At 54.1% G+C, this 23,039-nt stretch carries 13 protein-coding genes and 2 tRNA genes; 9 read left to right on the top strand and 6 right to left on the bottom strand.

The features are described from left to right. Positions 1-15 precede the first annotated feature (15 nt). The 6 genes from L888_RS0107000 to asnS all read left to right on the top strand — a co-directional run bounded on the left by L888_RS0107000 (position 16) and on the right by asnS (position 7,915). Entirely contained in the window at positions 16-2,382 is a 2,367-nt protein-coding gene (locus L888_RS0107000; RefSeq protein WP_027952379.1) for a BspA family leucine-rich repeat surface protein, read from the top strand. 342 nt (positions 2,383-2,724) lie between these two features. Continuing rightward, positions 2,725-2,799: transfer RNA gene (locus L888_RS0106995), tRNA-Val, on the top strand. Positions 2,800-2,847: 48 nt separating this feature from the next. Further along, positions 2,848-2,922: transfer RNA gene (locus L888_RS0106990), tRNA-Val, on the top strand. Between the two features lie 552 nt (positions 2,923-3,474). Next, positions 3,475-4,821 carry an adenylosuccinate lyase gene (purB, locus tag L888_RS0106985; RefSeq protein WP_027952378.1) on the top strand — a complete coding sequence of 449 codons (1,347 nt, stop codon included), beginning with the start codon at positions 3,475-3,477 and terminating at the stop codon, positions 4,819-4,821. An 86-nt stretch (positions 4,822-4,907) separates the two neighbouring features. Next, positions 4,908-6,377, top strand: a complete 1,470-nt coding sequence (locus L888_RS0106980) for a pseudouridine synthase (RefSeq protein ID WP_027952377.1) — start codon at positions 4,908-4,910, stop codon at positions 6,375-6,377. Positions 6,378-6,520: 143 nt separating this feature from the next. After that, positions 6,521-7,915: an asparagine--tRNA ligase gene (gene asnS / locus L888_RS0106975; RefSeq protein ID WP_027952376.1), complete on the top strand. Its 1,395-nt coding sequence runs from the start codon at positions 6,521-6,523 to the stop codon at positions 7,913-7,915. A 125-nt stretch (positions 7,916-8,040) separates the two neighbouring features. On the opposite strand, the gene L888_RS0106970 is transcribed toward asnS, so the two are convergent. The 3 genes from L888_RS0106970 to L888_RS0106960 are packed head-to-tail and all read right to left on the bottom strand — an operon-like array spanning position 8,041 to position 11,809. Continuing rightward, entirely contained in the window at positions 8,041-8,907 is an 867-nt protein-coding gene (locus tag L888_RS0106970) for a CvfB family protein (RefSeq protein ID WP_027952375.1), read from the bottom strand. Positions 8,908-8,910: 3 nt separating this feature from the next. Then, complete coding sequence (locus tag L888_RS0106965) at positions 8,911-9,648, bottom strand: ABC transporter ATP-binding protein (RefSeq protein WP_027952374.1); 738 nt, start codon at positions 9,646-9,648, stop codon at positions 8,911-8,913. 37 nt (positions 9,649-9,685) lie between these two features. Then, a complete protein-coding gene (locus tag L888_RS0106960) occupies positions 9,686-11,809 on the bottom strand; it encodes a cation:proton antiporter (RefSeq protein ID WP_027952373.1) in 2,124 nt (707 codons plus the stop codon). A gap of 202 nt (positions 11,810-12,011) precedes the next feature. Here L888_RS0106960 and L888_RS0106955 point away from each other — a divergent pair, with 202 nt between their 5' ends. From L888_RS0106955 to L888_RS0106945, 3 genes are all read left to right on the top strand, one after another. Next, positions 12,012-13,025, top strand: coding sequence for an aspartate-semialdehyde dehydrogenase (locus tag L888_RS0106955; RefSeq protein WP_027952372.1), 1,014 nt, complete (start codon positions 12,012-12,014; stop codon positions 13,023-13,025). Positions 13,026-13,291: 266 nt separating this feature from the next. Then, positions 13,292-16,228, top strand: a complete 2,937-nt coding sequence (locus tag L888_RS0106950; protein WP_044248895.1) for a sugar-binding domain-containing protein — start codon at positions 13,292-13,294, stop codon at positions 16,226-16,228. 613 nt (positions 16,229-16,841) lie between these two features. Further along, a complete protein-coding gene (locus tag L888_RS0106945) occupies positions 16,842-18,233 on the top strand; it encodes an MATE family efflux transporter (protein ID WP_027952370.1) in 1,392 nt (463 codons plus the stop codon). A gap of 243 nt (positions 18,234-18,476) precedes the next feature. Here the strand turns inward: L888_RS0106945 and L888_RS0106940 are convergent, their stop codons facing one another. The 3 genes from L888_RS0106940 to L888_RS0106930 are packed head-to-tail and all read right to left on the bottom strand — an operon-like array spanning position 18,477 to position 23,039. Continuing rightward, positions 18,477-20,735, bottom strand: coding sequence for a GH92 family glycosyl hydrolase (locus L888_RS0106940; protein WP_027952369.1), 2,259 nt, complete (start codon positions 20,733-20,735; stop codon positions 18,477-18,479). Between the two features lie 13 nt (positions 20,736-20,748). Next, positions 20,749-21,747 carry a glycoside hydrolase family 130 protein gene (locus L888_RS0106935; protein WP_027952368.1) on the bottom strand — a complete coding sequence of 333 codons (999 nt, stop codon included), beginning with the start codon at positions 21,745-21,747 and terminating at the stop codon, positions 20,749-20,751. Then, positions 21,744-23,039 (bottom strand): MFS transporter, encoded by a 1,296-nt coding sequence (locus L888_RS0106930; RefSeq protein ID WP_027952367.1) that lies wholly within the window; start codon positions 23,037-23,039, stop codon positions 21,744-21,746. Before L888_RS0106930 ends, L888_RS0106935 begins: the two co-directional genes overlap by 4 nt.

Raw genomic sequence — 23,039 nt, 5'->3', positions numbered from 1 at the left:
GGCACCTTTGATTTTATGAAAAACGATTTCCTGAAAGGTATGTATGCGACCATTGTCATGCTGTTTGTCACCATGTCCGCCCTGCCACAGCAGGCCCGGGCGCAGACCAAGGAGGCGTATGTAGTGAGAAGTGTCGACAGTACGACCCTCACTTTCTATTACGACGCGCAGAAGTCGGGCCGTGAAGGCACCACGTATGATATTGGCGCAACTCAGACGTATGGAAAGGGAAACGTGCTCCCGGCCTGGGTGGGAACTTTCAAGGACCCTGACAAGTCGACCGTCACGGCCGTGTTCGACGCGTCGTTCGCGGACTTTCGGCCGACAAGCACCCGACACTGGTTCGCCCATTGCACGATACTGGAGTCCGTCAAGGGCATGGAAAATCTCAACACGGCCGACGTGACCGACATGTTCGGAATGTTCGCGTACTGCCGTGCGCTGGCCTCGCTCGACCTGTCGCACTTCAACACGGCGAACGTGACCAACATGTTCGGAATGTTCTGGTGCTGCGACGCCCTCACTTCGCTCGACCTTTCGCACTTCAACACGGCGAACGTAACCGACATGTCCGGAATGTTCGCGTACTGCCGTGCGCTGGTCTCGCTTGATCTTTCGCACTTCAACACGGCGAACGTGACCGACATGGGTGCAATGTTCAGGGACTGCAACGCCCTCACATCGCTCGACTTATCGGGCTTCAGCACGGCGAATGTGACCAATATGTCTGTTATGTTTTCCGATTGCCGTGTACTGCCCTCTCTTGACCTGTCGGGCTTCAACACGGAGAAAGTAACCGACATGAGTAAAATGTTCGCGTACTGCCAAGCCTTGTCCTCTCTCGAATTGTCAAGTTTCAACACGAAGAATGTAATAGATATGTGCGGAATGTTCCTTTACTGTCATGCCCTGCCCTCTCTCAACCTGTCGAACTTTAATACGGCGACCGTGACTAACATGAGAGAAATGTTTAGAGAATGTAAGGCCCTGCCCTTTCTTGATTTCTCAAGTTTCAACACGAAGAACGTAACAGACATGAGTGGAATGTTTCATGACTGCAAAGCCTTAATGTCTCTTGATTTATCGAATTTCGATACGGAGAACGTAACCAACATGAGTCGAATGTTTGATAACTGTCGTTCCTTGGCCTCGCTCAACCTTTCAAGTTTCAACACCGCGAAAGTAACTGACATGAGCAGAATGTTCTATAACTGCCAAGCGCAGACTTCGTTCGACCTCTCGAACTTCAACACAGAGAGCGTGACCAACATGTACGGAATGTTCGCCCTCTGTACAAGGCTTGTCTCTCTCAATATCTCGAACTTCAACACGTCGAATGTGACCAACATGGGCAGAATGTTTGAAAGTTGCCAAAAAATAACCTCTCTCGACCTGTCGAACTTCAATACGGAAAAAGTGACCAACATGAACGAAATGTTCTCGTTCTGCACTAAGCTGACCTTGCTCAACGTTTCGAGCTTCAACACTACGAACGTGACCGACATGGGAGATATGTTCGCAGGATGTAGAGCTTTGCCCTCTCTTGACCTCTCGAATTTCAACACAGCGAATGTAACCAACATGTACAACATGTTCTACAACTGCTTTGCGTTGCCCTCTCTCGACCTTTCAAACTTCAATACGGAGAAAGTAACCAACATGAGCGGAATGTTCTACGGCTGCTATGTGTTGTCCTCGCTTGACCTTTCAAACTTCAATACGGGGAAAGTAACCAACATGAGCAGAATGTTTAAAACTTGCTATGCCATGACCTCCCTCAACCTCTCAAGTTTCAGCACGGAGAATGTAACCGACATGTCTCACATGTTTTCGTACTGCCGTGCTCTACCCTCGCTCAATCTCTCAAACTTCAACACGGAGAAAGTAACCAACATGAAAGAAATGTTCAGTGAATGCCATGCCCTGACCTCTCTCAATCTCTCGAATTTCAACACGTCGAATGTAACTAACATGTTCAGGATGTTTGAGGAGTGTCGCGCGCTTCTCTCTCTCGACCTTTCAAACTTCAATACAGAGAAAGTAACCGACATGAGAAGTATGTTCTCGGTTTGTTTTGCTCTGACTACCATTTACTGCAACAACACATGGACATGCGAGGAATCAACCGATATGTTCGTCGCCTGCAGGAAGCTCGTGGGTGTAGCGGCATACGACAAGAATAAGGTAGATGTGGGCATGGCGAACCCCGAGACGGGCTATTTCACGAAGAAATCTCCGGCGGGAATTTCGGCAGCCCCGGCTTCGACCGATGTCGTCGCCACGGGTATTTATACGCTACAAGGCGTTCGTCTCGTGGGCAAGTTCGAGAACCTGCCTGCCGGTGTCTACATCGTGGATGGCCGTAAAATGGTGAAGAAGTAAAGGCCCAAAGGCCGGGATATGTAGGGACACGCCCGACGTGTGTCCGCTCGCAGCGTTCGGCGTTCGGACATGCAGGGCGTATGTCCCTACAATCTCAAGGAGGAGACGTTTTCGTTTTGACGAAAAACTATTTTCTCTATCTCGTCCGGGGCGGATGTTCTCGTTTTAGTGATTTTAAAAGATGGGGCTTGGGCCAAGTCGTTATCCCCTTAGTTACCCATTTGCACGCTTTTAGATGACCAATTGCAGGGGCTCATTCCGTGATTTTTTGAAAAAACCGGCGTGAAAATTTGGCGACACGAAAGAATTGTTGTACCTTTGCACCCGAAATCCGAGACACTCGGGCGCTTAGCTCAGTTGGTTTAGAGCGTCTGCCTTACAAGCAGAGGGTCGGGGGTTCGAATCCCTCAGCGCCCACTTAGGGGTGTTTCCCTGTAGTCTTTCGGGGCTGCGGGGATTTTATTAGGGCGCTTAGCTCAGTTGGTTTAGAGCGTCTGCCTTACAAGCAGAGGGTCGGGGGTTCGAATCCCTCAGCGCCCACATCAGGAATCCTGCGGTCATCATGACCACGGGGTTTTTTGTTTTATAGTGCTTGTGGCGATGGGCGTTGTAACCCTGTTTGCCAACCCGAAGACCTAAGAAGTCCACAAACTTGTGGTCCATAAACTTGTGAACTTGATATATTTTGCCTATATTGGCAGCAAGCATAAGTGCACATCAAGTCTGTTGCGGCGACAGTCACGCCTATCTTTTCCAACTTTTCCATGCTATATTTGGTTTGAGTGGGTGCGTTTTGGGAACTTGCCAGATGCAACCTTCCGAAGCTACAGTCCTTCGTGTATGAGTATATTCTCTGCTTGCAAACATAGGCTTTTTTACTTAATGCCACAGAAAAAGATGGGATGAATTGATGGGTCGTGTGACGAATGGGCAGAACTGGCGGCGGTAGGCGAAGGTGAAGGCGACGGGAGAGGGTGGCCGTGAATGGTCTGGGAGACGTTAACTTATCTTATATAAAGATTTTGTGGTGCTACGACTTTCAAATGAAATAGTTTTCGTAATTTTGCAGTCGAAGTAATATGTACTAAGATTATGCATCTCAATTCTTTGACTGCGGTGTCACCGATAGATGGTAGATACAGGAGTAAGACCGAGCCGTTGGCCGACTATTTTTCGGAATATGCACTGATTCGCTACCGTGTCCGCGTGGAAATAGAGTATTTCATTGCACTTTGCGAGTTGCCCGTGCCGCAGCTGTCGGGTGTCGACCATGCCCTTTTCGACCGGCTCCGCCGCATCTATCTCCACTTCGATGAGACATCGGCCCAACGCGTGAAAGATATAGAGAAAGTGACCAACCACGACGTCAAGGCCGTGGAATATTTCCTGAAAGAAGAGTTTGACAAGATTGGCGGGCTGGAAGCCTACAAAGAGTTCATCCATTTTGGTCTCACTTCGCAGGACATCAACAACACCAGTGTGCCCCTTTCCATCAAGGAAGCCTTGGAACAGGTCTACTATCCGCTCGTTGAAGAGCTGATCGCCCAGCTGCAGGAGTATGCCGAAGCCTGGAAAGACGTACCCATGCTGGCCAAGACCCACGGGCAGCCCGCCTCGCCCACACGGCTGGGCAAAGAGGTGATGGTCTATGTGTATCGGCTTGGTGAGCAGCTGCGTCTGCTGAAGCAGACACCTCTCACGGCCAAGTTTGGCGGGGCTACAGGCAATCTCAATGCACACCATGTGGCCTATCCGGACTATGACTGGAAGGCTTTTGCCAATGGCTTTGTGGCCAACCGGCTGGGCTTGCAGCGCGAGCAGTGGACCACGCAAATCAGCAATTACGACTGCTTGGGGGCTGTGTTCGACGGCATGCGCCGCATCAACACCATCATCATAGACCTCGACCGAGACTTCTGGATGTACATTTCGATGGAGTATTTCAAGCAGAAAATCAAGGCAGGAGAAGTGGGTTCCAGCGCCATGCCCCACAAGGTGAACCCCATCGACTACGAGAACAGCGAGGGCAATCTGGGTGTGGCCAATGCCGTGTTGCAGTTCCTGGCTGCCAAGTTGCCCGTAAGCCGTTTGCAGCGCGACCTTACAGACTCCACCGTACTGCGCAATGTGGGTGTGCCTTTCGGTCATGCCGTGATAGCCATAGAGAGCACGCTCAAGGGACTGCGCAAGCTCATCCTGAACGAGGAAAAGCTGCATGCCGACCTCGACGACACGTGGGCTGTGGTGGCCGAGGCCATCCAGACCATCCTGCGCCGCGAGGGTTATCCCCATCCCTACGAGGCTTTGAAAGCCCTCACCCGCACCAATGAGAAGATGACCGAGCGAACCATCCACGACTTTGTACAGACACTGAACGTGAGCGACGGTGTGAAGGCAGAGCTTATGGCCGTCACTCCACATAACTACACCGGCATTTAGTACGGATTTTTCAACATTCCATATTTCAATTTTTTATTCATTTAATTTATTAACCATAGCCGCGAGGCTAAAAAAGAGTAATTAAGATGTCAGAAGATTTAGAGAACAAGGCTCAGGATTCCACACAGACACCGAATCAGGAAAGCGAAGGCAGCCGTGAAGGCTACGGTCATCCTTCAGGTTATCAGAGAGATTATCACGACAACAGTGGCCGGCCGTTGCGTCCGCGCATCCACACGCAGCGCGCCTACACCACCGACCGCCACAACGGCGGACAGGAAGAGGGTGGGTTCCGCCCTGAGGGTTTCGGCGCCGGACTGCAGGGCAGCGGCGATCAGCCCCGTCAGCAGCGCAGCTTCCAGCCCCGTCAGGGCGGCTATCAGCCGCGGCAAGGCGGTTACCAGCCGCGGCAAGGCGGTTACCAGCCCCGCCAAGGCGGCTACCAACCGCGTCAGAACGGTTATCGTTCACGATATAACAACAATCAGGAAGAAGGTGGCTACCAGTCGCGCGAAGGCGGTTATCAGCCCCGCCAGCAGGGTGGCTACCAGCCGCGTGAGGGTGGTTATCAGCCCCGTCAGGGCGGTTATCAGCCTCGTCCGGGTGGCTATCAGCCTCGCCCCGGCGGTTACCAGCCCCGCCAGCAGGGTGGTTATCAGCCTCGTCCGGGCGGTTATCAGCCCCGCCCCGGTGGCTACGGCCGCCAGCAGGGCGGTTATCAGCCTCGTCCGGGCGGCTATGGCCGTCAGCCCTATGGCCAGCGTCCGGGCTACGACCCCAATGCCAAGTACAGCATGAAGAAGCGGATTGAGTACAAGGAGGAGCACATCGACCCCAACGAACCCATCCGTCTAAACAAGTTTCTGGCCAATGCCGGTGTGTGCTCGCGCCGTGAGGCCGACGAATTCATCCAGGCCGGCGTGGTGACCGTGAACGGCACTGCCGTGACCGAGCTCGGCACCAAGGTGATGCGTACCGACGAGGTGAAGTTCCACGATCAGCCCGTCACGCTGGAAAAGAAAGTCTATGTGCTGCTCAACAAGCCCAAGGACTATGTGACCACCAGCGATGATCCCCAGCAGCGCAAGACGGTGATGGACCTCGTGAAAGACGTGTGCCCTGAGCGTATCTATCCTGTGGGCCGCCTGGATCGCAACACCACTGGTGTGCTGTTGCTCACCAACGACGGTGACATGGCCTCGAAACTCACACATCCCAAGTTCCTCAAGAAAAAGGTGTACCACGTATATCTGGACAAGAATGTGTCTACGGAGGATCTGCAGAAGATAGCCGAGGGTATCGAACTGGAAGACGGAGAGGTACATGCCGATGCCATCGAGTATGCCGACGAGCGCGACAAGGCGCAGGTGGGCATTGAGATTCACAGTGGCAAGAACCGCATCGTGCGCCGTATATTCGAGGCTCTGGGCTATCGGGTGGTGAAGCTCGACCGTGTGCAATTTGCCGGTCTCACCAAGAAAAACCTGCGTCGTGGCGACTGGCGTTTCCTCTCGGAGAAAGAGGTGGAGATGCTTCGCAGCGGTATGTTTGAATAGTTATACCTTGGGAGTTAAGGAGTCTGGAGTTAAGGAGTTGAGATATGAGGCGCAGCGGTGGGCCGGCAACGTGCCCATGAGCCATCGGTCTTGACTTTTTGACTCCCTGACTTTTTGACACTCCTCAACCAGAATAGAATCTAATGAGTAGCAGAACAAAAGTCGTCGATGCGCTTCGCAGCACCGACTTTGGAAAAGAGATTACGGTGAAGGGCTGGGTGCGCTCTCACCGCAACAGTAAGGCCGTGGACTTCATTGCCTTGAACGACGGCTCCACCATCAAGAACATTCAAGTGGTCGTCGACCCCTCGACGATGGATGCCGAACAGCTGAAGAGCATCACCACCGGTGCCTGCATCCGTGTCACCGGCATGCTCGTGGAGAGCCAGGGCAAGGGTCAGGCCTGTGAGGTGCAGAGCCGCGAGATAGAGATCTACGGTCTTTGTCCGGGCGACTACCCTATGCAAAAGAAGGGGCAGAGCTTTGAATACATGCGTCAGTTCGCCCACATGCGGCTGCGCACCAACACGTTCGGGGCTGTGTTCCGCATCCGCCACAACATGGCCATTGCTGTGCACAAGTATTTCCACGACCATGGCTTCTATTATTTCCACACGCCACTCATCACGGCCAGCGATGCCGAGGGGGCGGGCGAGATGTTTCAGGTGACCACGCTCGACCTTGACCGTGTGGCTAAGAGCGGGGAGGTGGACTACGAGAAAGACTTCTTCGGCAAGAAGACCAGTCTTACCGTGAGCGGTCAGCTCGAGGGCGAGCTGGGTGCCACGGCCTTGGGCGCCATCTATACTTTCGGTCCCACGTTTCGTGCCGAGAACAGCAACACGCCGCGCCATCTGGCCGAATTCTGGATGATAGAGCCGGAGGTGGCTTTCATGGATCAGAAAGAACTGATGGATCTGGAGGAAGACTTCATCAAGTATTGCGTGCGCTGGGCACTCGACAACTGCCACGATGATTTGGAATTTCTGAATCAGATGATCGACAAGACGCTCATCCAGACGTTGGAGTCGGTAGTGAAAGAGGACTTCGTGAGGCTGACTTACACCGAGGGCATCCGCATTCTGGAGGAGACCGTGAAGCAGGGACGCAAGTTCGAGTTCCCCATCACGGGTTGGGGCATGGACTTGAGCAGCGAGCATGAACGGTTCCTGGTGGAGGAATACTTCAAGCGTCCGGTTATCATGACCGATTATCCAGCTTCCATCAAGGCATTCTACATGAAGAAGAATGCCGACGGCAAGACTATGCAGGGCACGGACGTGCTCTTCCCCCGCATCGGCGAAATCATCGGCGGTTCGGTACGTGAAGAGAGCTATGAGAAGCTGGTGGGTGAGATTGAGGCCCGCGGCATGGAAGAAAGTACCTACGGTTGGTATCTCGACACGCGTAAGTACGGTTCCTGTCCGCATGCCGGCTTCGGGCTGGGCTTCGAGCGGCTCATTCTGTTTGTCACCGGCATGCAGAATATCCGCGATGTCATTCCCTTTGCCCGCACGCCCAAAAACGCCGAGTTCTAAGCGGGCTTACACCTTATTGTATAAGAGCCTCCCCATGCTTTGCGTGGGGAGGCCCTTTGGTTTGGCGCAGGCTGCATGCGTCATGCTCCCGTGGGGCAGACGGTTGCAGAGGGGGGCTGTCGGTGTTATACCAGACGGATTCCGTCGTCGTCGATGGTGATGAGCCGACGTTTGTATAGGTCGCCGACGGCCCGTTTGTAAGTCTTCTTGCTCACTTGGAACATTTGTTTGATGTCCTCGGCATCGCTCTTGTCGCCCAACGGGCAGGCACCCCCGTTGTCCTTGAGCCATTGCAGTAGGGTCTGTGCGAAGTCGGCCGTCTGTTTGCGCCCAGTGGGCTGCAGGGCGATGTCGATTTTTCCGTCGGGCCTCACCTGCTGCACATAAGCCTTGATGCGGTCGCCAGTGTGAATGTACTGGAAAATCTGATCTTTGTAGACCAGTCCGGCATACTGGTTCTCCACGATGACCTTGAAGCCCAGGTCGGTCTTTTGCCACACTAGAGCTTCCACCTCCTGGCCGGGCCGCAGGTCTGCATGGTCGGCTGCGAGGTAATGTTCCACTTTGGCGCTGGCCATGATGCGATAGCTTTCTTCGTCGATATGCAGATGAACGATGTAGCTTTCTCCTATCTCCATTCGTTTCTTCTGCTCGCGGAAAGGGCAGAACACGTCTTTCATGACACCCCAGTCCAAAAAGGCTCCGTACTCGTTCACCCAGTTCACGCAGAGATATGCAAAGTCGCCCACCCGTGCCAGCGGTGTCTCCGTTGTGGCGATGGGGCGCTCGTCCTGGTCGAGATACACGAAGCAAGTGATGTCGTCGCCCACCTTTGCATCTTGTGGTACGTATTTCTGCGGCATAAGAATGTCGCCATCGCTCCCTCCATCGAGGAAAATACCAAACACTTCTTTTCCGCCGAAAGCATGTGGATTGGGGCGTTCGGCCACTTTGACCATCTTCAGCGTGTTGTAGTCACCTAACTTTATCATGGTTTAATCATTATGAGGGGTTCGTGGTTGTGGGTCCGGCATGCTATCTGTGGCTGTGGACATGTCGTAGGAACTGTCGGGATGGCTGTCGTTTTCCAGCTGGCCGTCGCGCATGTGAATGGTGCGGTCGGTGATGGAGGCCAGGCTTTCGTCGTGGGTGACGATGACAAACGTCTGCCCGAACTTGTCGCGCAAGTCAAAGAAAAGCTGGTGCAGCTCGGCCTTGTTGCGTGTGTCGAGGCTGCCTGAAGGTTCGTCGGCCAGTACTACGGCCGGATTGTTCACCAAGGCCCGAGCCACGGCTACGCGCTGTTTCTCGCCGCCCGACAGCTCGTTGGGTTTGTGTCGGGCCCGGTCGGCTAGTCCCATGAACTCCAGCAGCTCGTCGGCCCGCTTGCGTGACTCCTTGCGGCTCTTGCCTGCGATGAGGGCCGGCAGCATGATGTTTTCCTGGGCCGTGAACTCGGGCAGCAGCTGGTGGAACTGGAATACGAAACCCAGATGCCGGTTGCGGAAGTCAGACAGCTTGTCGGTCGACAGCCGCCCCACGTTTACACCATCCACCGTCACTTGCCCGCCGTCGGGCTTATCGAGGGTACCGATGATTTGCAGCAGGGTGGTTTTGCCGGCGCCTGAAGGGCCAACAATGGCCACTACCTCGCCCGCATTGATGTGCAAGTCGATGCCTTTGAGCACCTGTAACTTGCCAAACGACTTGGTTATGCCTTGAATGTCTATCATTTTTGTGATGCTTGTCAGTTCAGAAGTGCAGTATGGCTCAGAGATTCCTTTTCTGGTGCAGCCAGTTGCGTAGCAGCTCATAGGCTGATTGCTCCTCAGTGTGCTGTGGCTGGGCAAAGGTCATGGCAGACATGTCGTCGCCATACTGGTCGGGGAAGATAATCATGAGGTTCTTGCCCGAGAAATATTTGGTGAGTTCTTCGGGCAGCCGGTCTTGTGCCGCCTTGTACGACACGGTGCCCTTGCGGGCCGTCACCACCACGAAGAGATGGTCATCGGCTATCGAGGCGGCCAGTTTGGGCATCTCGTTCCAATGATCCATGGAGACATACGATGCCCGCAAGGCTGCGTGTCGGTTCTGGATATATTCGCGGATCATCTGCAGGGTGTCTGTGCGCCCGTGGAACAGGATGCGGCATTCCAGGTTGCCCGCCAGTCGAGCCAGCCGTTCCAACCACCGATAGAACCCCGACTCATACTGAGCCCTTGAGGGCACGGCCACCTGAATGCGGCGTAGCGTGGCCAGCGGATGGTTGAGTCGGGTCATGATGATCTGCCTATTCAGCCCGTTGAAAAGGCTTTGGTGGAACTGTCCCCAGAACTTGGGCGACACGTTGGAATGGGTGTGCATGCCAATAAGAATCTCTGAAGCGCGGAATTCCTTAAAGGCATGTTTGATGCCATTGGCAATGTTGGCTGCCACGCGCACCTGTGTCTGCATCTTCACGTCCGAGCCCGAGGCATACTGTGTGACCTGTTCCAGCAGACGGCGGCCCTGTTCCTGATGCTGTCGCATGTATTCGTCGTCGTAGACAACGTTGAGCGCCACCAGGCTGCGGTTCAGTTTCGGGTTGCGCATCATGATGCCCATGTTGACCAATCGGTTGGCATATTCCGGATATTTCACGGGGATGAGAATCTTCTCGTCATCTTCGGGGCTGACCTCAGGAGCAAAGTCTTTGTCGCGCAGCGTTATCTTTTGTGCTGCCCATTCCGTTACCATCGACGAGATGATACACGTGAAGAGAATCATGATGACTACGCCGTTGAGCATCCGTTCGTCCACCACGGGGCGGCCGTTAGGCAGTTTCAGCGACATGCCCACCATTACCATGGCAATGGCACCGGCTGCATGGGCCGACGTGAGACCGAACATCATGTGTCCAGAAGACGTAGGCATGCGGAAAAGCAGACACGAGGCATAAGCTGCGATGGCCTTGCTTAGGGTACCAAACACCACGATACAAGCCACCACCCAGATGATGCCGCCGCCTTGGAACAGCAGCCTGACGTTGATGAGCATGCCTACACCGATGAGGAAGTAGGGGATGAAGAGTGCATTGCCGATAAACTCAATACGGTTCATCAACGGCGATACGTGAGGAATGTAGCGGTTAAGGATGAGCCCAGCGAAGAAAGCTCCGAAGATGCCTTCCAGTCCTACCAACTCGGCCAAGGCTGCACTTATGAACAGTTCCGACATGACAAAGATGAACTGCATCACGGCATCGCTGTATCGGCGCAGGAACCAACGCGTGATGCGAGGCATGCCCCAGAGCAGCCCGCCACAGTAGCAACAGAACTTCAGGGTAAACCACAGCCAGAACCACAGTCCTGCCCCGCCTCGGTGGGCACCTACGATGGCTGCCAGCACAATGAGGGCCGCCAGTAGGCTGAGCATCGTGGAGCCCACGCTGAGGGTGACGCTTGGCTTTCGTTGCAGGCCATATCGACTCACGATGGGATATGAAACCAGTGTGTTTGAGGACATTAGACTGCCCAGCAGGAGGGCCGTGGCCGTGGAGTATTGCAGCAACGTCACCCCCATGGCATAGGTCATGATGAAAGGAACGGCAAAAGTCAGGACACCGAAAATCAGTGTGTGGTACTTGTTGCGCTTCAGCCCGTCCATGTCCATTTCCAATGAAGCGAGGAACATGATATAGTACAGGCCCACGCGTCCAAAGAGCTCGAATGAGGCGTCGCGGTCGAGAATGTCGAAGCCGTAGCGGCCCACTGCTACGCCGGCAATCACCATACCGATGATATGGGGAATGCGCAGCTTGCCCATGATGATGGGGGCCAGCAGGATAATCAGCAGCACCACGAAGAAGATGAGCGTGGGGTCGGTGATGGGAAAATAGGACGCTACGTTGGGCATTGGACTTATGATTTCCTGCAAAGTTAGCCATTTTTTCTCACAGACAGCACGGATAGCAGGGATTTATCCCGCTCACGAGGTCTGCAATCCGAACATTTTGCATTGCCGAGATGAGAAAAACTTACAGATCGTGTGCAGAGTTGGTTGAAAAATTGTAATTTTGCAGCCAAAGAAGAATATATCATTAGAAAGTAAAAAGATTATGAGAGTAGCAATCGTTGGTGCAAGCGGTGCCGTGGGACAGGAGCTCCTTCGCATTCTCGCTGAGCGCAACTTCCCTTTGGATGATTTGTTTTTGTTTGGTTCCGAGCGCAGCGCGGGCCGAAAGTATAGTTTCAAGGGCAAGGAGTATGAGGTAAAACTTTTACAGCATAACGATGACTTCAAGAACATCGATATGGTTTTTGCTTCGGCCGGCGCAGGTACCAGTAAGGAGTATTTGGAGACCATCACCAAGTATGGAGCTGTGATGATAGACAACTCCAGTGCTTTCCGCATGGATGAAGACGTGCCCTTGGTGGTGCCGGAGATTAATCCTGAGGATGCCCTTGTGCGTCCGCGCGGTGTCATAGCCAACCCCAACTGCACTACTATCATGATGGTGGTTGTGCTCAATCCCATTGAGAAGCTCTCCCATATCAGAAAAATACACGTCTCCAGCTACCAGAGTGCCAGTGGTGCCGGAGCCGTGGCCATGGCTGAGCTGCAGCAGCAATACAAGGAAATAGTGGAGCAAGGTGAGGTCAGAACCATCAGCAAGTTCCCCCACCAGCTGGCTTATAATGTGATTCCCCAGATAGACAAGATGACAGAGAACGACTATACCAAGGAGGAGATGAAGATGTTTTACGAGACGCGCAAGATTATGCACTCTGACGTGCGCACGTCGGCAACCTGCGTGCGTGTGAGTTCGTTGCGTTCCCATTCTGAGAGTGTGTGGTTCGAGACGGAGCAGCCGGTAAGCGTGGCACAGATTCGTGAAGCCCTCGTAGCCGCTCCTGGTGTCACGTTGGTGGACGATCCGCAAAACTATGTCTATCCCATGCCGCTGGAGAGTGCCGGCAAGGACGATGTGTACGTGGGCCGCGTGCGCAAAGATTTGGCCGACGACAACGGCAATACTCTGTGGCTCACGGGCGACCAGATACGCAAGGGTGCTGCCCTCAATGCCATCCAGATAGGCGAGTATCTTGTTCGGGTGGGCAATGTGAGGTAGTTTTTTGTCTTCCGTTAATATAATTTTAGGCCCGCTGCAACATGGTTTGCATACGGGCCTGAATGTTTTTCTGGCATTGCGTCGAAGTCTACCTCTTCGTGATGCCCGAAGTTTCTTTGTAAATGGAACGGTCCTCGGCTGGCCCATACCTTTGGCAGCATCTTCGTGTTTTTTCAGTTCTCATGAAAATATTTGGCCCATACGGGCATGCTCTCGCCTATTTTGCTTACTTTTGTGGAGAAAACAAATCAGAATCTAACGAAACCATGACGAAAGGATCAATCGCTTGCCGTCTGCTCTTTTTCACCCTCTGTGTATTCACATGGCCGCTTGCAGGAGTTTTTGCTCAAAGTCGTATAGACTTGAGTGGGCGCTGGCAATCGTCGCTGGGCGACGTGACGCTGCCCGGCTCACTGCTCACCAACGACAAGGGCGACCGCCCAAGTATGGACACCCGCTGGACGGGCAGCCTCTATGACTCCTCTTATTATTATAATCCCTATATGGCCCGCTACCGTTTGCAGGGGCAGATGAAGTTTCCTTTCTTTCTCACGCCCAACCGCCACTTTGTGGGCAATGTGACCTATACACGTCGTGTGGCTGTGCCCCGGAACTGGAAAGGCCAGCGGGTCACACTTATGCTGGAACGGCCTCATATCGAGACTACGCTCACTGTAAACGGTCGGAAAGTGGGACATCAGACGAGCCTGAGCGTACCGCATGTGTACGATGTGACAGCGTTTGTCCGTCCTGGGCATGACAATGAAATTGCAGTGCATGTGTACAATGGTATTGAGAACGTATGTGTGGGACAGGATTCTCACAGCGTGACCGACCAGACTCAGGGCAACTGGAACGGACTGGCCGGCCGGCTGGAGCTGCAGGCCCACGGCCGCGAACCCATTGGGGCAGTGCGTGTGTATCCCGACATTCATGCGCAGAAGGCTGTGGTGGTGGTACGTACAGTGGCAAGACAGCTTGGGTTCTTTCTTGACGGAAAGGCCGTGAAGGCCATGCGCCAAAACGATTCCACCTATATACTACCCATGCCCGGCGCACGCCTGTGGTCGGAATTCTCGCCCCAGCTCTACCGGCTCACCGTAACCTCGCGTGATGACCGCCGGGAAACTACTTTTGGTATGCGCGAGGTGAGCATCCGCGGCCGCCAGTTCTATATGAACGACGTGCCCTTTTGGATTCGTGGCACAGTGGAGAACTGTAACTTTCCACTTACGGGTTATCCTCCTACCGATGCGGTCTCGTGGGAGCATATCTTCCGCAAGTGTAAGGCTTATGGGCTCAATACCATGCGCTTCCACAGCTACTGTCCGCCCGAGGCAGCTTTCGAGGCGGCCGATCGGGTGGGCTTCTATCTGCAACCCGAGGGGCCCAGTTGGCCCAATCATGGCGTGAAGCTGGGTCGCGGTATGGCCATCGACACTTATCTCATGGATGAGACGCGCCGCATGGTGGAGGCCTATGGCAACCATCCCTCGTTCGTGATGATGGCGGCGGGCAACGAACCGGCCGGCGACTGGGTGAAGTGGTGCAACCAATGGGTGGACTACTGGAGGCAGACCGACGCACGCCGCGTGTACTGCGGAGCCTCAGTAGGGGGTGGCTGGGCCTGGGATGACAGGAGCCAGTATCACGTCAAGGGCGGTGCCCGCGGACTTGATTGGGATCGTCGTGCCCCGCAGTCCATAGACGATTATGCAGAAGACATTCGGATTCCGCGCAATTTCAAGCCCACGGCTGCGCATCCTGAGAATACTGAGCCCTACGTGAGCCATGAGCAAGGTCAGTGGTGTGCGTTTCCTGACCTTGAAGAACGTGCGCAGTACACGGGTGTGTATCGTGCAGGAAACTTTGACATCTTTGAGGATTTGCTGCGTCACAACGGTATGGGTGCACAGGCCCGCCGATTCCTGATGGCCAGTGGAAAGCTGCAGACACTGGCCTACAAGTACGAGATGGAGCGTAACTTGCGCACAGCCGACTATGCAGGGTTTTTGCTGTTAGGCCTGAACGACTATAGTGGACAGGGTACGGCGCTTGTAGGGCCGCTCAATGTCTTCTGGCGCGAGAAAGGCTACGTGGACAGTACAATGTGGAGGCAGTTCTGTTCACCTGTGGTGCCGCTGGCCCGTTTCCCCCGCTTTGTCTATACCGATGCCGACACGCTGCAGGTGTCTGTGTCCCTGTATAATGCTGCGGGACATGTGCTGCGCAACGCTCGCTGTGCCTACTACGTGCATGACAGCCGACACAAGGAATACACCCACGGCCTGATAGCACAGGGTGACATGCCTCTTGGCAAGACACCCGACTTGGGAAACATTACGTTTCCTCTCACCGGCTTTGCCCGTCCTATGAAGCTCACGCTGACGGTGACCGTGGACGAGCGGCCGCTTCACGACCCTACGCCGGCTGATCCTCCCATCAATACCCGTAACAGCTGGGACTTTTGGATCTATCCATCCGCTCCTGACGCATGTGATGCTAGGAATTCTTCCAATGTTTGCTGCGCAAAAAAGGCGGCTTTTCTACCAGGGAACCAAGGTGTATTCCAGAAAGAGGTAGCGTTGGGCGTAGAACCTTTCATTTCCGACACTCTATCGGCACAGGCCCTCCACGTGCTGCAAAGTGGAGGTACGGTGCTGCTTACGGCGGCAGGAAAGGTGCGGTATGGCAATGATGTGAAGCAGACTTACTTGCCTGTGTTTTGGAACACGAGCTGGTTCAAGATGCGCTCGCCCCACACTACGGGAGCTGTCATTGACACGAGACATCCCATCTTCCGCGAGTTCCCCACGGACGACTGGCCCAATCTGAATTGGTGGGAACTGCTTAATCGGGCTCAGGTGATGAACTTGGCTGAGTTCCCGCCCGACTATCAGCCTTGTATTCAGCCTATTGATACGTGGCACGTGAGTCGTAAGTTGGGTATGCTGGTCGAGGCCAATGTACTGAACGGCCGATTGCTCATGACCACGATGGATATTTCTACTGGCCTTGACCATCGTGTGGTGGCACGACAGATGCGTCGTGCCATCCTCGACTACATGCGATCGCCCGACTTTCATCCGACCATTACGCTTGCCCCCGAGGTCATCACCCACTTGTATGAGCGTGAAGCTCCGCCAGTAAACATGTTTACCAAGGATAGCCCCGACGAATTGAAGCCGAAGTTGGGGAGCTAAGAAAACGGAAGAAACAACAAGACGTGCACGTGCACAATAATTGATTTGAATCAAAAATCATGGCCTTTTAGCTGAATTTTGAAGCCGAAGCATTGTCTGTTTCCAGATTTCGACCTACCTTTGCACCGCGAAATCAGACAGGGCGATGCTCCTTGGAGCTCAAGCTTTAACGAAGATAAAAGAAAGATTGGAGAGAAATATAGGGAAGAAAGTTATTACAAAGTGTGTAGGTATTCTCAATAGGGTCTTTGATAGACGGTAAAAGATTGTCAGGAAAGGTATTAGACAAGGTAAAAAAGAGTATGACTCGACCAGTCGTGAGACTACGTCTAAAAGGATAACATTCAGGAAACACAAACAAAGGAAAGAAAAAGATGAGTTTGACAACAATGTGTATCTTGTGTGCAGCACTGGTTGCCACATGTATGACGGGCGATGGCACGGGAATGCTGAAAAGCTGACCAAGCCTCCCCCGATGAAAGGAGAGAAGCAAAGAAGTATATCAAGTGGTAGAGATAAGTAGGCGGCCGTCGACAGACGGCCGCCTTTATTGTGAGTTCGATTTTGTCAGTCGGTGAAATGTGCGTATCTTTACACACTCGAACGAAAGAAGATGTTAAGCAACAAGAAAAGTGAGGCCTTGCTGGCCAAGATACGCGAGAACCAGCCTCTTGTGGGTCGTGAGAAACTGAATCTCATTGTGGAGTTGAGTATTCCCTCGATGCTGGCTCAAATTACTTCGGTGATGATGTTCTTCATTGATGCCTCAATGGTGGGCCATCTAGGTGCCGCGGCTTCGGCCAGCATCGGACTTGTCGAGACCACCACGTGGCTCATGGGGTCTGTAATGAGTGCCGCCTCCATCGGTTTCTCGGTGCAGGTGGCCCATTTTATTGGTGCCAATGACTTTTCCAAGGCACGCCAAGTGTTCCGTCATGCGCTAGTATGTGGTTTGGTGTTTGCACTGTTTATTGGTCTGATGGGTGTGGGGGTTCACCGTCCGTTGCCCTATTGGCTGGGTGGCGGTGACGACATAGCTGCCGATGCCTCGACTTATTTTCTCATCTTTTCGTTCACACTGCCTGTGGTACTGCTTTATCATCTCATGGCAGCCATGCTCAAGAGTTCGGGCGACATGCGTGTGCTCAGTGTGTTGAGCATTATGATGTGCGGCCTCGACGTGGCGTTCAATTACCTTTTTATTTATATTATCCATCTGGGGGTGATGGGTGCTGCCCTGGGTACATTGTGTGCCTATGTAGTGACGGTGATGCCGATGGCCTATGTGGCTTTGTGGCGCAATAAGATTTTGGCCCTGCATCTCGACTCTGATCCTTTCCGGTGGGTGTGGGATTATGTGCGCAATGCACTTAAAATAAGTCTTCCTATTGCTGTGCAGTCGGTTTTGATGAGTGGGGCGCAGGTGGTGAGTACGCTCATTGTGGCTCCACTGGGCAATTTTGCCATCGCAGCCAACTCGTTTGCCATCACGGCAGAGAGCCTTTGCTACATGCCCGGCTACGGCATTGGCGACGCAGCCTCGACACTGGTCGGGCAGACTCATGGCGCTGGACGTATGGACTTGTGCCGCAGTTTTGCCCATGAGACCATTGGGCTGGGCATGGCCGTCATGGCACTGATGGGTGTGGTGATGTATGTATTTGCTCCTGAGATGATAGGTTTTCTTTCACCTGTAGCCGAGATTCGCGAACTGGGAGTCAGTGTGTTGCGTATCGAGGCTTTTGCTGAACCGTTCTTTGCGGCCAGCATCGTAAGCTACAGTGTGTGTGTGGGAGCCGGCGACACATTGAAGCCCGCCATCATGAACCTTGTGTCCATGTGGTGTGTGCGGCTCACGCTGGCTTGGTGGCTGGCTCAGCACTATGGCTTGCGCGGTGTGTGGTTTGCCATGGCTACCGAGCTCATCTTCCGCGGTTGCATCTTCTTGATACGCATTTGGCGCGGCAGTTGGATGAAGTCGATGAAGCCCACGGTAACGGGGTAAGCCTTCTTGGCCTTTATAGTTTATCATTAAGAAGAGTGAAACTGACTATGTCTACCCTTTCGGTCCTGTGCTCTTGAGAAAATCCGAGTGGACGGTTGTGCGTAGCTCACCCACATGCGTGAGAATTGCCATGCAACTCTTTGTCCGCGATTTGGATTTTCTCAGGCTTTAGGCCTAACCGATGTAAGCATAACGCTTCTTTCTTTTCGACAATGTCTTGACCCGGATATTGCTGCCGGGATTTTATTTCAACAAGAAATGCAAGGTCTTGCTCTTTGTCAGTTCTTGATGGCTAATCCGGTACCGTGACAGAGGCTTGCCTCCTAAGGACATTTGGGCAATGAGGTGCGCATCGGGTGTCGGCCGCTGAGCCGTGATTACGATGTCTCCATCGGGGTAATAACGCTTGTCGAGGTGCAACGTCACCTTGTCGAATGTCGGGGCCGTGACGGAATACCAAGGACTTCCGGGGCAGTCAGGATAGATGCCCATCATGGAGAATAGTGCCCAGGCCGACATGGTACCACAGTCGTCGTTCCCAGGAATACCGTAGGGGGTTGCCTTGTAATATTTATGTAGCAATCGGTAGACCTGTTCCTGCGTGCGCCATTCCTCTCCCTTAAAATAGTTGAACAGATAGGGGTAGGCGATGTCGGGTTCATTGGCAGGGTCGTACAGTCCTTTGTCAAAGACTATCTGCAGCTTGTCGACAAACGCACGCTTACCGCCCATAAGGCGGGCCAACCCCATGATGTCGTGTGGAACGCAGAACGTATAGTTCCAGGCTGATCCCTCATGGAAGCCTGGGGCATTGCTAAAGTCGGCCCCGTCTTCGGGGTTGAAAGGCGAGAGCCAGCTGCCGTCGGTATGGCGGGGGCGGAGTGTGCCGTAGTCTTTGGAGTAATAGTGCTTGTAGCCGAGGCTACGCTGGCGAAACAGTTTGGCATCCTGTTTCTTGCCCAAGGCTTCGGCCAAATTGGCCAAGGCATGGTCGGCCACGTAGTATTCCAGGGCGTGGGACACGCTGTTGTCGCCCGAGTTGTCCTGTACATACGTGCCCATGGGCACATATCCTTTTTGAATGTATTCGTCAATGTCGGGCCGCATCAGGTTGCTGTCGCCTGGTATTGTGGCACTCTTATGAAAAGCCGCGTAGGCCGTTTCTATGTCAAAGTCGCGCAACCCTTTTAGGTAAGTGTCAGCAATGACGGGAATGGCAGGGTCACCCTCCATCGTCCATGTCTCTCGCCCGAAGAGTTCCCATTTGGGCATCCAGCCCCACTCTTTGTACATGTCGATCATGGAGCGTACCATGTCGGTCTGCCGCTCGGGATAAAGCAGTGTTTCCAGCTGGTGCAGGTTGCGGTAAGTGTCCCATAGGGAGAACACCGTGTAGCGGTTGCCTTGGGTCGTTCCGTTGTCGGCTGATTGCATCTTGGGGTATTCTCCATTGACGTCCTGCAAGATACCCGGATGTATCTGCGTGTGGTACAGGGCCGTATAGAATATCTTTCGCTGCGCCTCTGTGCCTCCCTCGACACTCACTACGCCCAGCGTCTTCTCCCATGCGCGGCGTGCTTCCTGCCTCACTTTCTCGAAGTCACACCCCTGTTGTTCGTGTGCCAGATTCCTCCGTGCATTGTCCACCGACACGAAGCTCACGGCCACTTGTACTTCTATTTGCTCCGCCTCGTCCACGTTGTAGGTGAAATAGTAGCCCACCTCATTGCCCGCCAGTTCGCGGCCATAGTTCTTGTATAGCTTGTACTTGCCGTTGTCGGCGTCCCATTGTCCTTCCACGCCCGTCATCAAGGGCTGTTTCTTCCAGAAGCCAGCCTCACGCGGCACTTTGCTTACACGCATGACGAAGTAGAGGGGAAAGACGGCTTGGGCATTGTAACAGAATGTGCCGCACAGGCGAGACCCCTCGATTTCGGTGGGCGATGCTCGTCTGATGTATCCTCCTGTCTCGTTGGTCAGTCCGTCGCCAATATTCATCAGCAGATGGGCCTCGCCTTTCTTGAATGTGAACCGCTCTATGCTGGTGCGGTCGGTGGCGGTCACCTCGCAGCGGATGTTGTGTTTGGTCAGGTAGTTGGCATAATACCCGGGGGTGGCCAGTTCGTCCTGATATGCAGAACCATAGTTGCGGTGATCCACGCTGAGCGGCCCGCTCGTGGGCATCACCAGCAGTGTACCCATTTCCGGACAGCCCACGCCACTCAAGGTGACGTGGGCAAAGCCGGTGAAATATCGGTTGGTAAACTCATAAGGCGCCGACCACCACCGTCCGTCCTTGTCGTAGCGGTTCAAGTCAGACCCCATTACGTTGAACGGCACAACCGACATCATGGCATGGGGCCGCACCGCACCGGGATGGCACACGCTGAAGTTGGTGGTGCCGATGAACGGGTCGACGTAATCCACGGGGCTCTTGGAATCGGCTGCGGCCGACAGTCCGCCTAACAGGCAGAGGACAAACAGTAATAGTCTCTTGTGCATACGCTCTTCGTTTTTAGACGATGCTGTTTGCTCTAGTCCATTCCACAATCTCGGGAATGTAGCCGAAAGCCATGCCCGTCACGGTGTCGGCACAGCCGTAATAGACAGCCACGCGACCTGTGGCGGGGTCGTGCAACTCGGCGCAGGGGAAGCACACGTTGGGCACGTCTCCCGTGAGCTCATACGTCTCCTGCGGCGAGATGAGATAGGGGCCCGAGCGATAGATGACTTTCCATGGCCTTTCCAGATCGAGCAGGGCAGACCCGAAGCTGTAGACATAGCCGTTGCACGAGTGCAATACGCCATGGTAGAACAGCAACCAGCCCTCGCTCGTCTCGATGGGTACGGGGCCTGCCCCAATCTTCATGCACTGCCATGCGCTCTTCTCAAATGCTGCTGGAGCCATGACATGGCGGTGCCGCCCCCAGAACTCTAGGTCGGGCGACTCGCTGTAGAAGATGTCGCCAAAGGCTGTGTGCCCCGTGTCAGACGGGCGGGAGAGCATGGCAAAGCGGCCGTTTATCCGGCGGGGGAACAGCACGCCGTTGCGGTTGTATGGTAGAAAGGCGTTTTCTAATTGATGGAACGTTACGAAGTCCTGTGTCCAAGCCACGCCGATGGTCGGGCCGTGGTAGCCGTTGCACCAAGTGACATAGTAGCGGTCGTCAATTCGGCAGACACGCGGGTCATAGCCATACACCCATTGCCCCACCTCGTCGTCGTCACACAGAAAGCGTAGCGGGGTCTCGTTGATGTGCCAGTCTATGCCATTTGTGGAGAAGCCCGCGTGCAAAGCCATGCGACGGTTGGTGTCGTCACAGCGGAATACGCCTGCATAGCCGTCGCCGAAAGGCACCACGGCACTATTGAAGATACTGTTGCTTGTAGGCAGCAGGTCGCGGGGAATGATGGGGTTGCGATGGCTGCGCCACATCACGTGCTTGTCGTTTTCTGCTCGGTCTTCCCACGGCATGCCGGGTAGCGCTGGACCTTGGATTTTCAATGTGTTCATGTCTGTTGTCGGTTTCTGTTTGTATCAGGATAAGTGAAAGGTACGAAATAAGTGATGAGTAGGGCGGGGATGGTGCACAGCAGCACGAACAGGAAGAACTGCCGGTAGCCGAGCCAGTCGCTCACCGCACCGCTGAGCATGCCTGGCAGCATCACTCCCAAGTTCATAATGCCGGAGGCAAAGGCATAGTGCGACATTTGGTGCTTGCCGGGGGCTATCTGTTGCATCATGAAAAGCGTGAGCCCAACGAAGCCGAATCCGTAGCCGAAATACTCCATTGTGATGGCACCGCCAATGAGCCACAGACTAGTGGGCTGATAAAGGGCCAGCAGGGTATAGGCGACAAAGGGCAGGTTGAAGATCAGGGCCAGCGAGAACAGGCTACGCTGCAGTCCCCGGTGGGCGATGTAGTAACCGGCCAGAATGCTCCCCACGACGAAAGCGGCTGCACCAAACGTGCCATAGCACAGGCCAATCTGTTGTTCGGTCAGCCCAAGTCCCTGTCCGTCTCGTGGAGCCTTGAGGAACAAGGGCACTATCTTCATCACAAATCCCTCGCAAAAGCGGTAGAGGATGATGAAGCAGACATAATAGACAATGTGCCGCTTGCCGAAGAAGTCACGGAACACAGCCCATAGCTCCCGAAGGCTGTCGCCCAGCGGCAGGGTCTTCTCTGTCCGCTCGTCCTTGGAGGGAAGCACAAAGAAGTGGTAGATGCCGATGGCGCACATGATGCCGGCTATGATGAGCATGACGGCCGTCCATGCTTGGGTCACGCCGAACAGGTCGATGAACATGCCGGCCAGATAGACCAATCCACCCGTTGCCACGATTTTGGCAATATTGTAGAATGCTCCCTGCCAGCCTATCCATCGTGCCTGCTCCTCGTTGGACAGTACGCTCATGTAGGTTCCGTCGGCGGCAATGTCGTGCGTGGCGCCACTGAGGGCAATCACCGCCAGCATGGCGATGGTGATGGCAAAGTACTGCGGTAGGTGTAGGGCAAGGCCAACAAGGGCAAACAGCACGCCACTGAGCATTTGGGTGAGCACAACAAAGAACTTCTTGGTCTTGTACAGTTCCAGGAAAGGACTCCACAGAGGCTTCAAAGTCCAAGGCAGCATGATGAGTGATGTCCAGAAAGCGATTTGCGTATCGCTCACGCCCAGCCCCTTGTACATCAGCGTGCACACCATGTTGAGCACCACAAAGGGCATGCCCATCGCAAAGTAGAGTGTCGGTACCCATGCGGCAGGACTGATGGCGATACCGTTGTTCAGTCTTTTTTTCAT

The sequence above is a fragment of the Hallella seregens ATCC 51272 genome (assembly GCF_000518545.1).
Classification (GTDB): domain Bacteria; phylum Bacteroidota; class Bacteroidia; order Bacteroidales; family Bacteroidaceae; genus Prevotella; species Prevotella seregens.
Note: the sequence above shows the minus strand (reverse complement) of the source record. Positions and strands in the feature narration are given on the sequence as shown.

What these genes read in the sequence shown, in the direction of transcription:
- L888_RS0106935 (WP_027952368.1), bottom strand. Translation starts at nt 21,747, where the DNA reads ATGAACACATTGAAAATCCAAGGTCCAGCGCTACCCGGCATGCCGTGG.
- purB (WP_027952378.1), top strand. Translation starts at nt 3,475, where the DNA reads ATGCATCTCAATTCTTTGACTGCGGTGTCACCGATAGATGGTAGATAC.
- L888_RS0106930 (WP_027952367.1), bottom strand. Translation starts at nt 23,039, where the DNA reads ATGAAAAAAAGACTGAACAACGGTATCGCCATCAGTCCTGCCGCATGG.
- L888_RS0106945 (WP_027952370.1), top strand. Translation starts at nt 16,842, where the DNA reads ATGTTAAGCAACAAGAAAAGTGAGGCCTTGCTGGCCAAGATACGCGAG.
- L888_RS0106980 (WP_027952377.1), top strand. Translation starts at nt 4,908, where the DNA reads ATGTCAGAAGATTTAGAGAACAAGGCTCAGGATTCCACACAGACACCG.
- L888_RS0106955 (WP_027952372.1), top strand. Translation starts at nt 12,012, where the DNA reads ATGAGAGTAGCAATCGTTGGTGCAAGCGGTGCCGTGGGACAGGAGCTC.
- L888_RS0106960 (WP_027952373.1), bottom strand. Translation starts at nt 11,809, where the DNA reads ATGCCCAACGTAGCGTCCTATTTTCCCATCACCGACCCCACGCTCATC.
- L888_RS0106940 (WP_027952369.1), bottom strand. Translation starts at nt 20,735, where the DNA reads ATGCACAAGAGACTATTACTGTTTGTCCTCTGCCTGTTAGGCGGACTG.
- L888_RS0106970 (WP_027952375.1), bottom strand. Translation starts at nt 8,907, where the DNA reads ATGATAAAGTTAGGTGACTACAACACGCTGAAGATGGTCAAAGTGGCC.
- L888_RS0107000 (WP_027952379.1), top strand. Translation starts at nt 16, where the DNA reads ATGAAAAACGATTTCCTGAAAGGTATGTATGCGACCATTGTCATGCTG.
- L888_RS0106965 (WP_027952374.1), bottom strand. Translation starts at nt 9,648, where the DNA reads ATGATAGACATTCAAGGCATAACCAAGTCGTTTGGCAAGTTACAGGTG.
- asnS (WP_027952376.1), top strand. Translation starts at nt 6,521, where the DNA reads ATGAGTAGCAGAACAAAAGTCGTCGATGCGCTTCGCAGCACCGACTTT.
- L888_RS0106950 (WP_044248895.1), top strand. Translation starts at nt 13,292, where the DNA reads ATGACGAAAGGATCAATCGCTTGCCGTCTGCTCTTTTTCACCCTCTGT.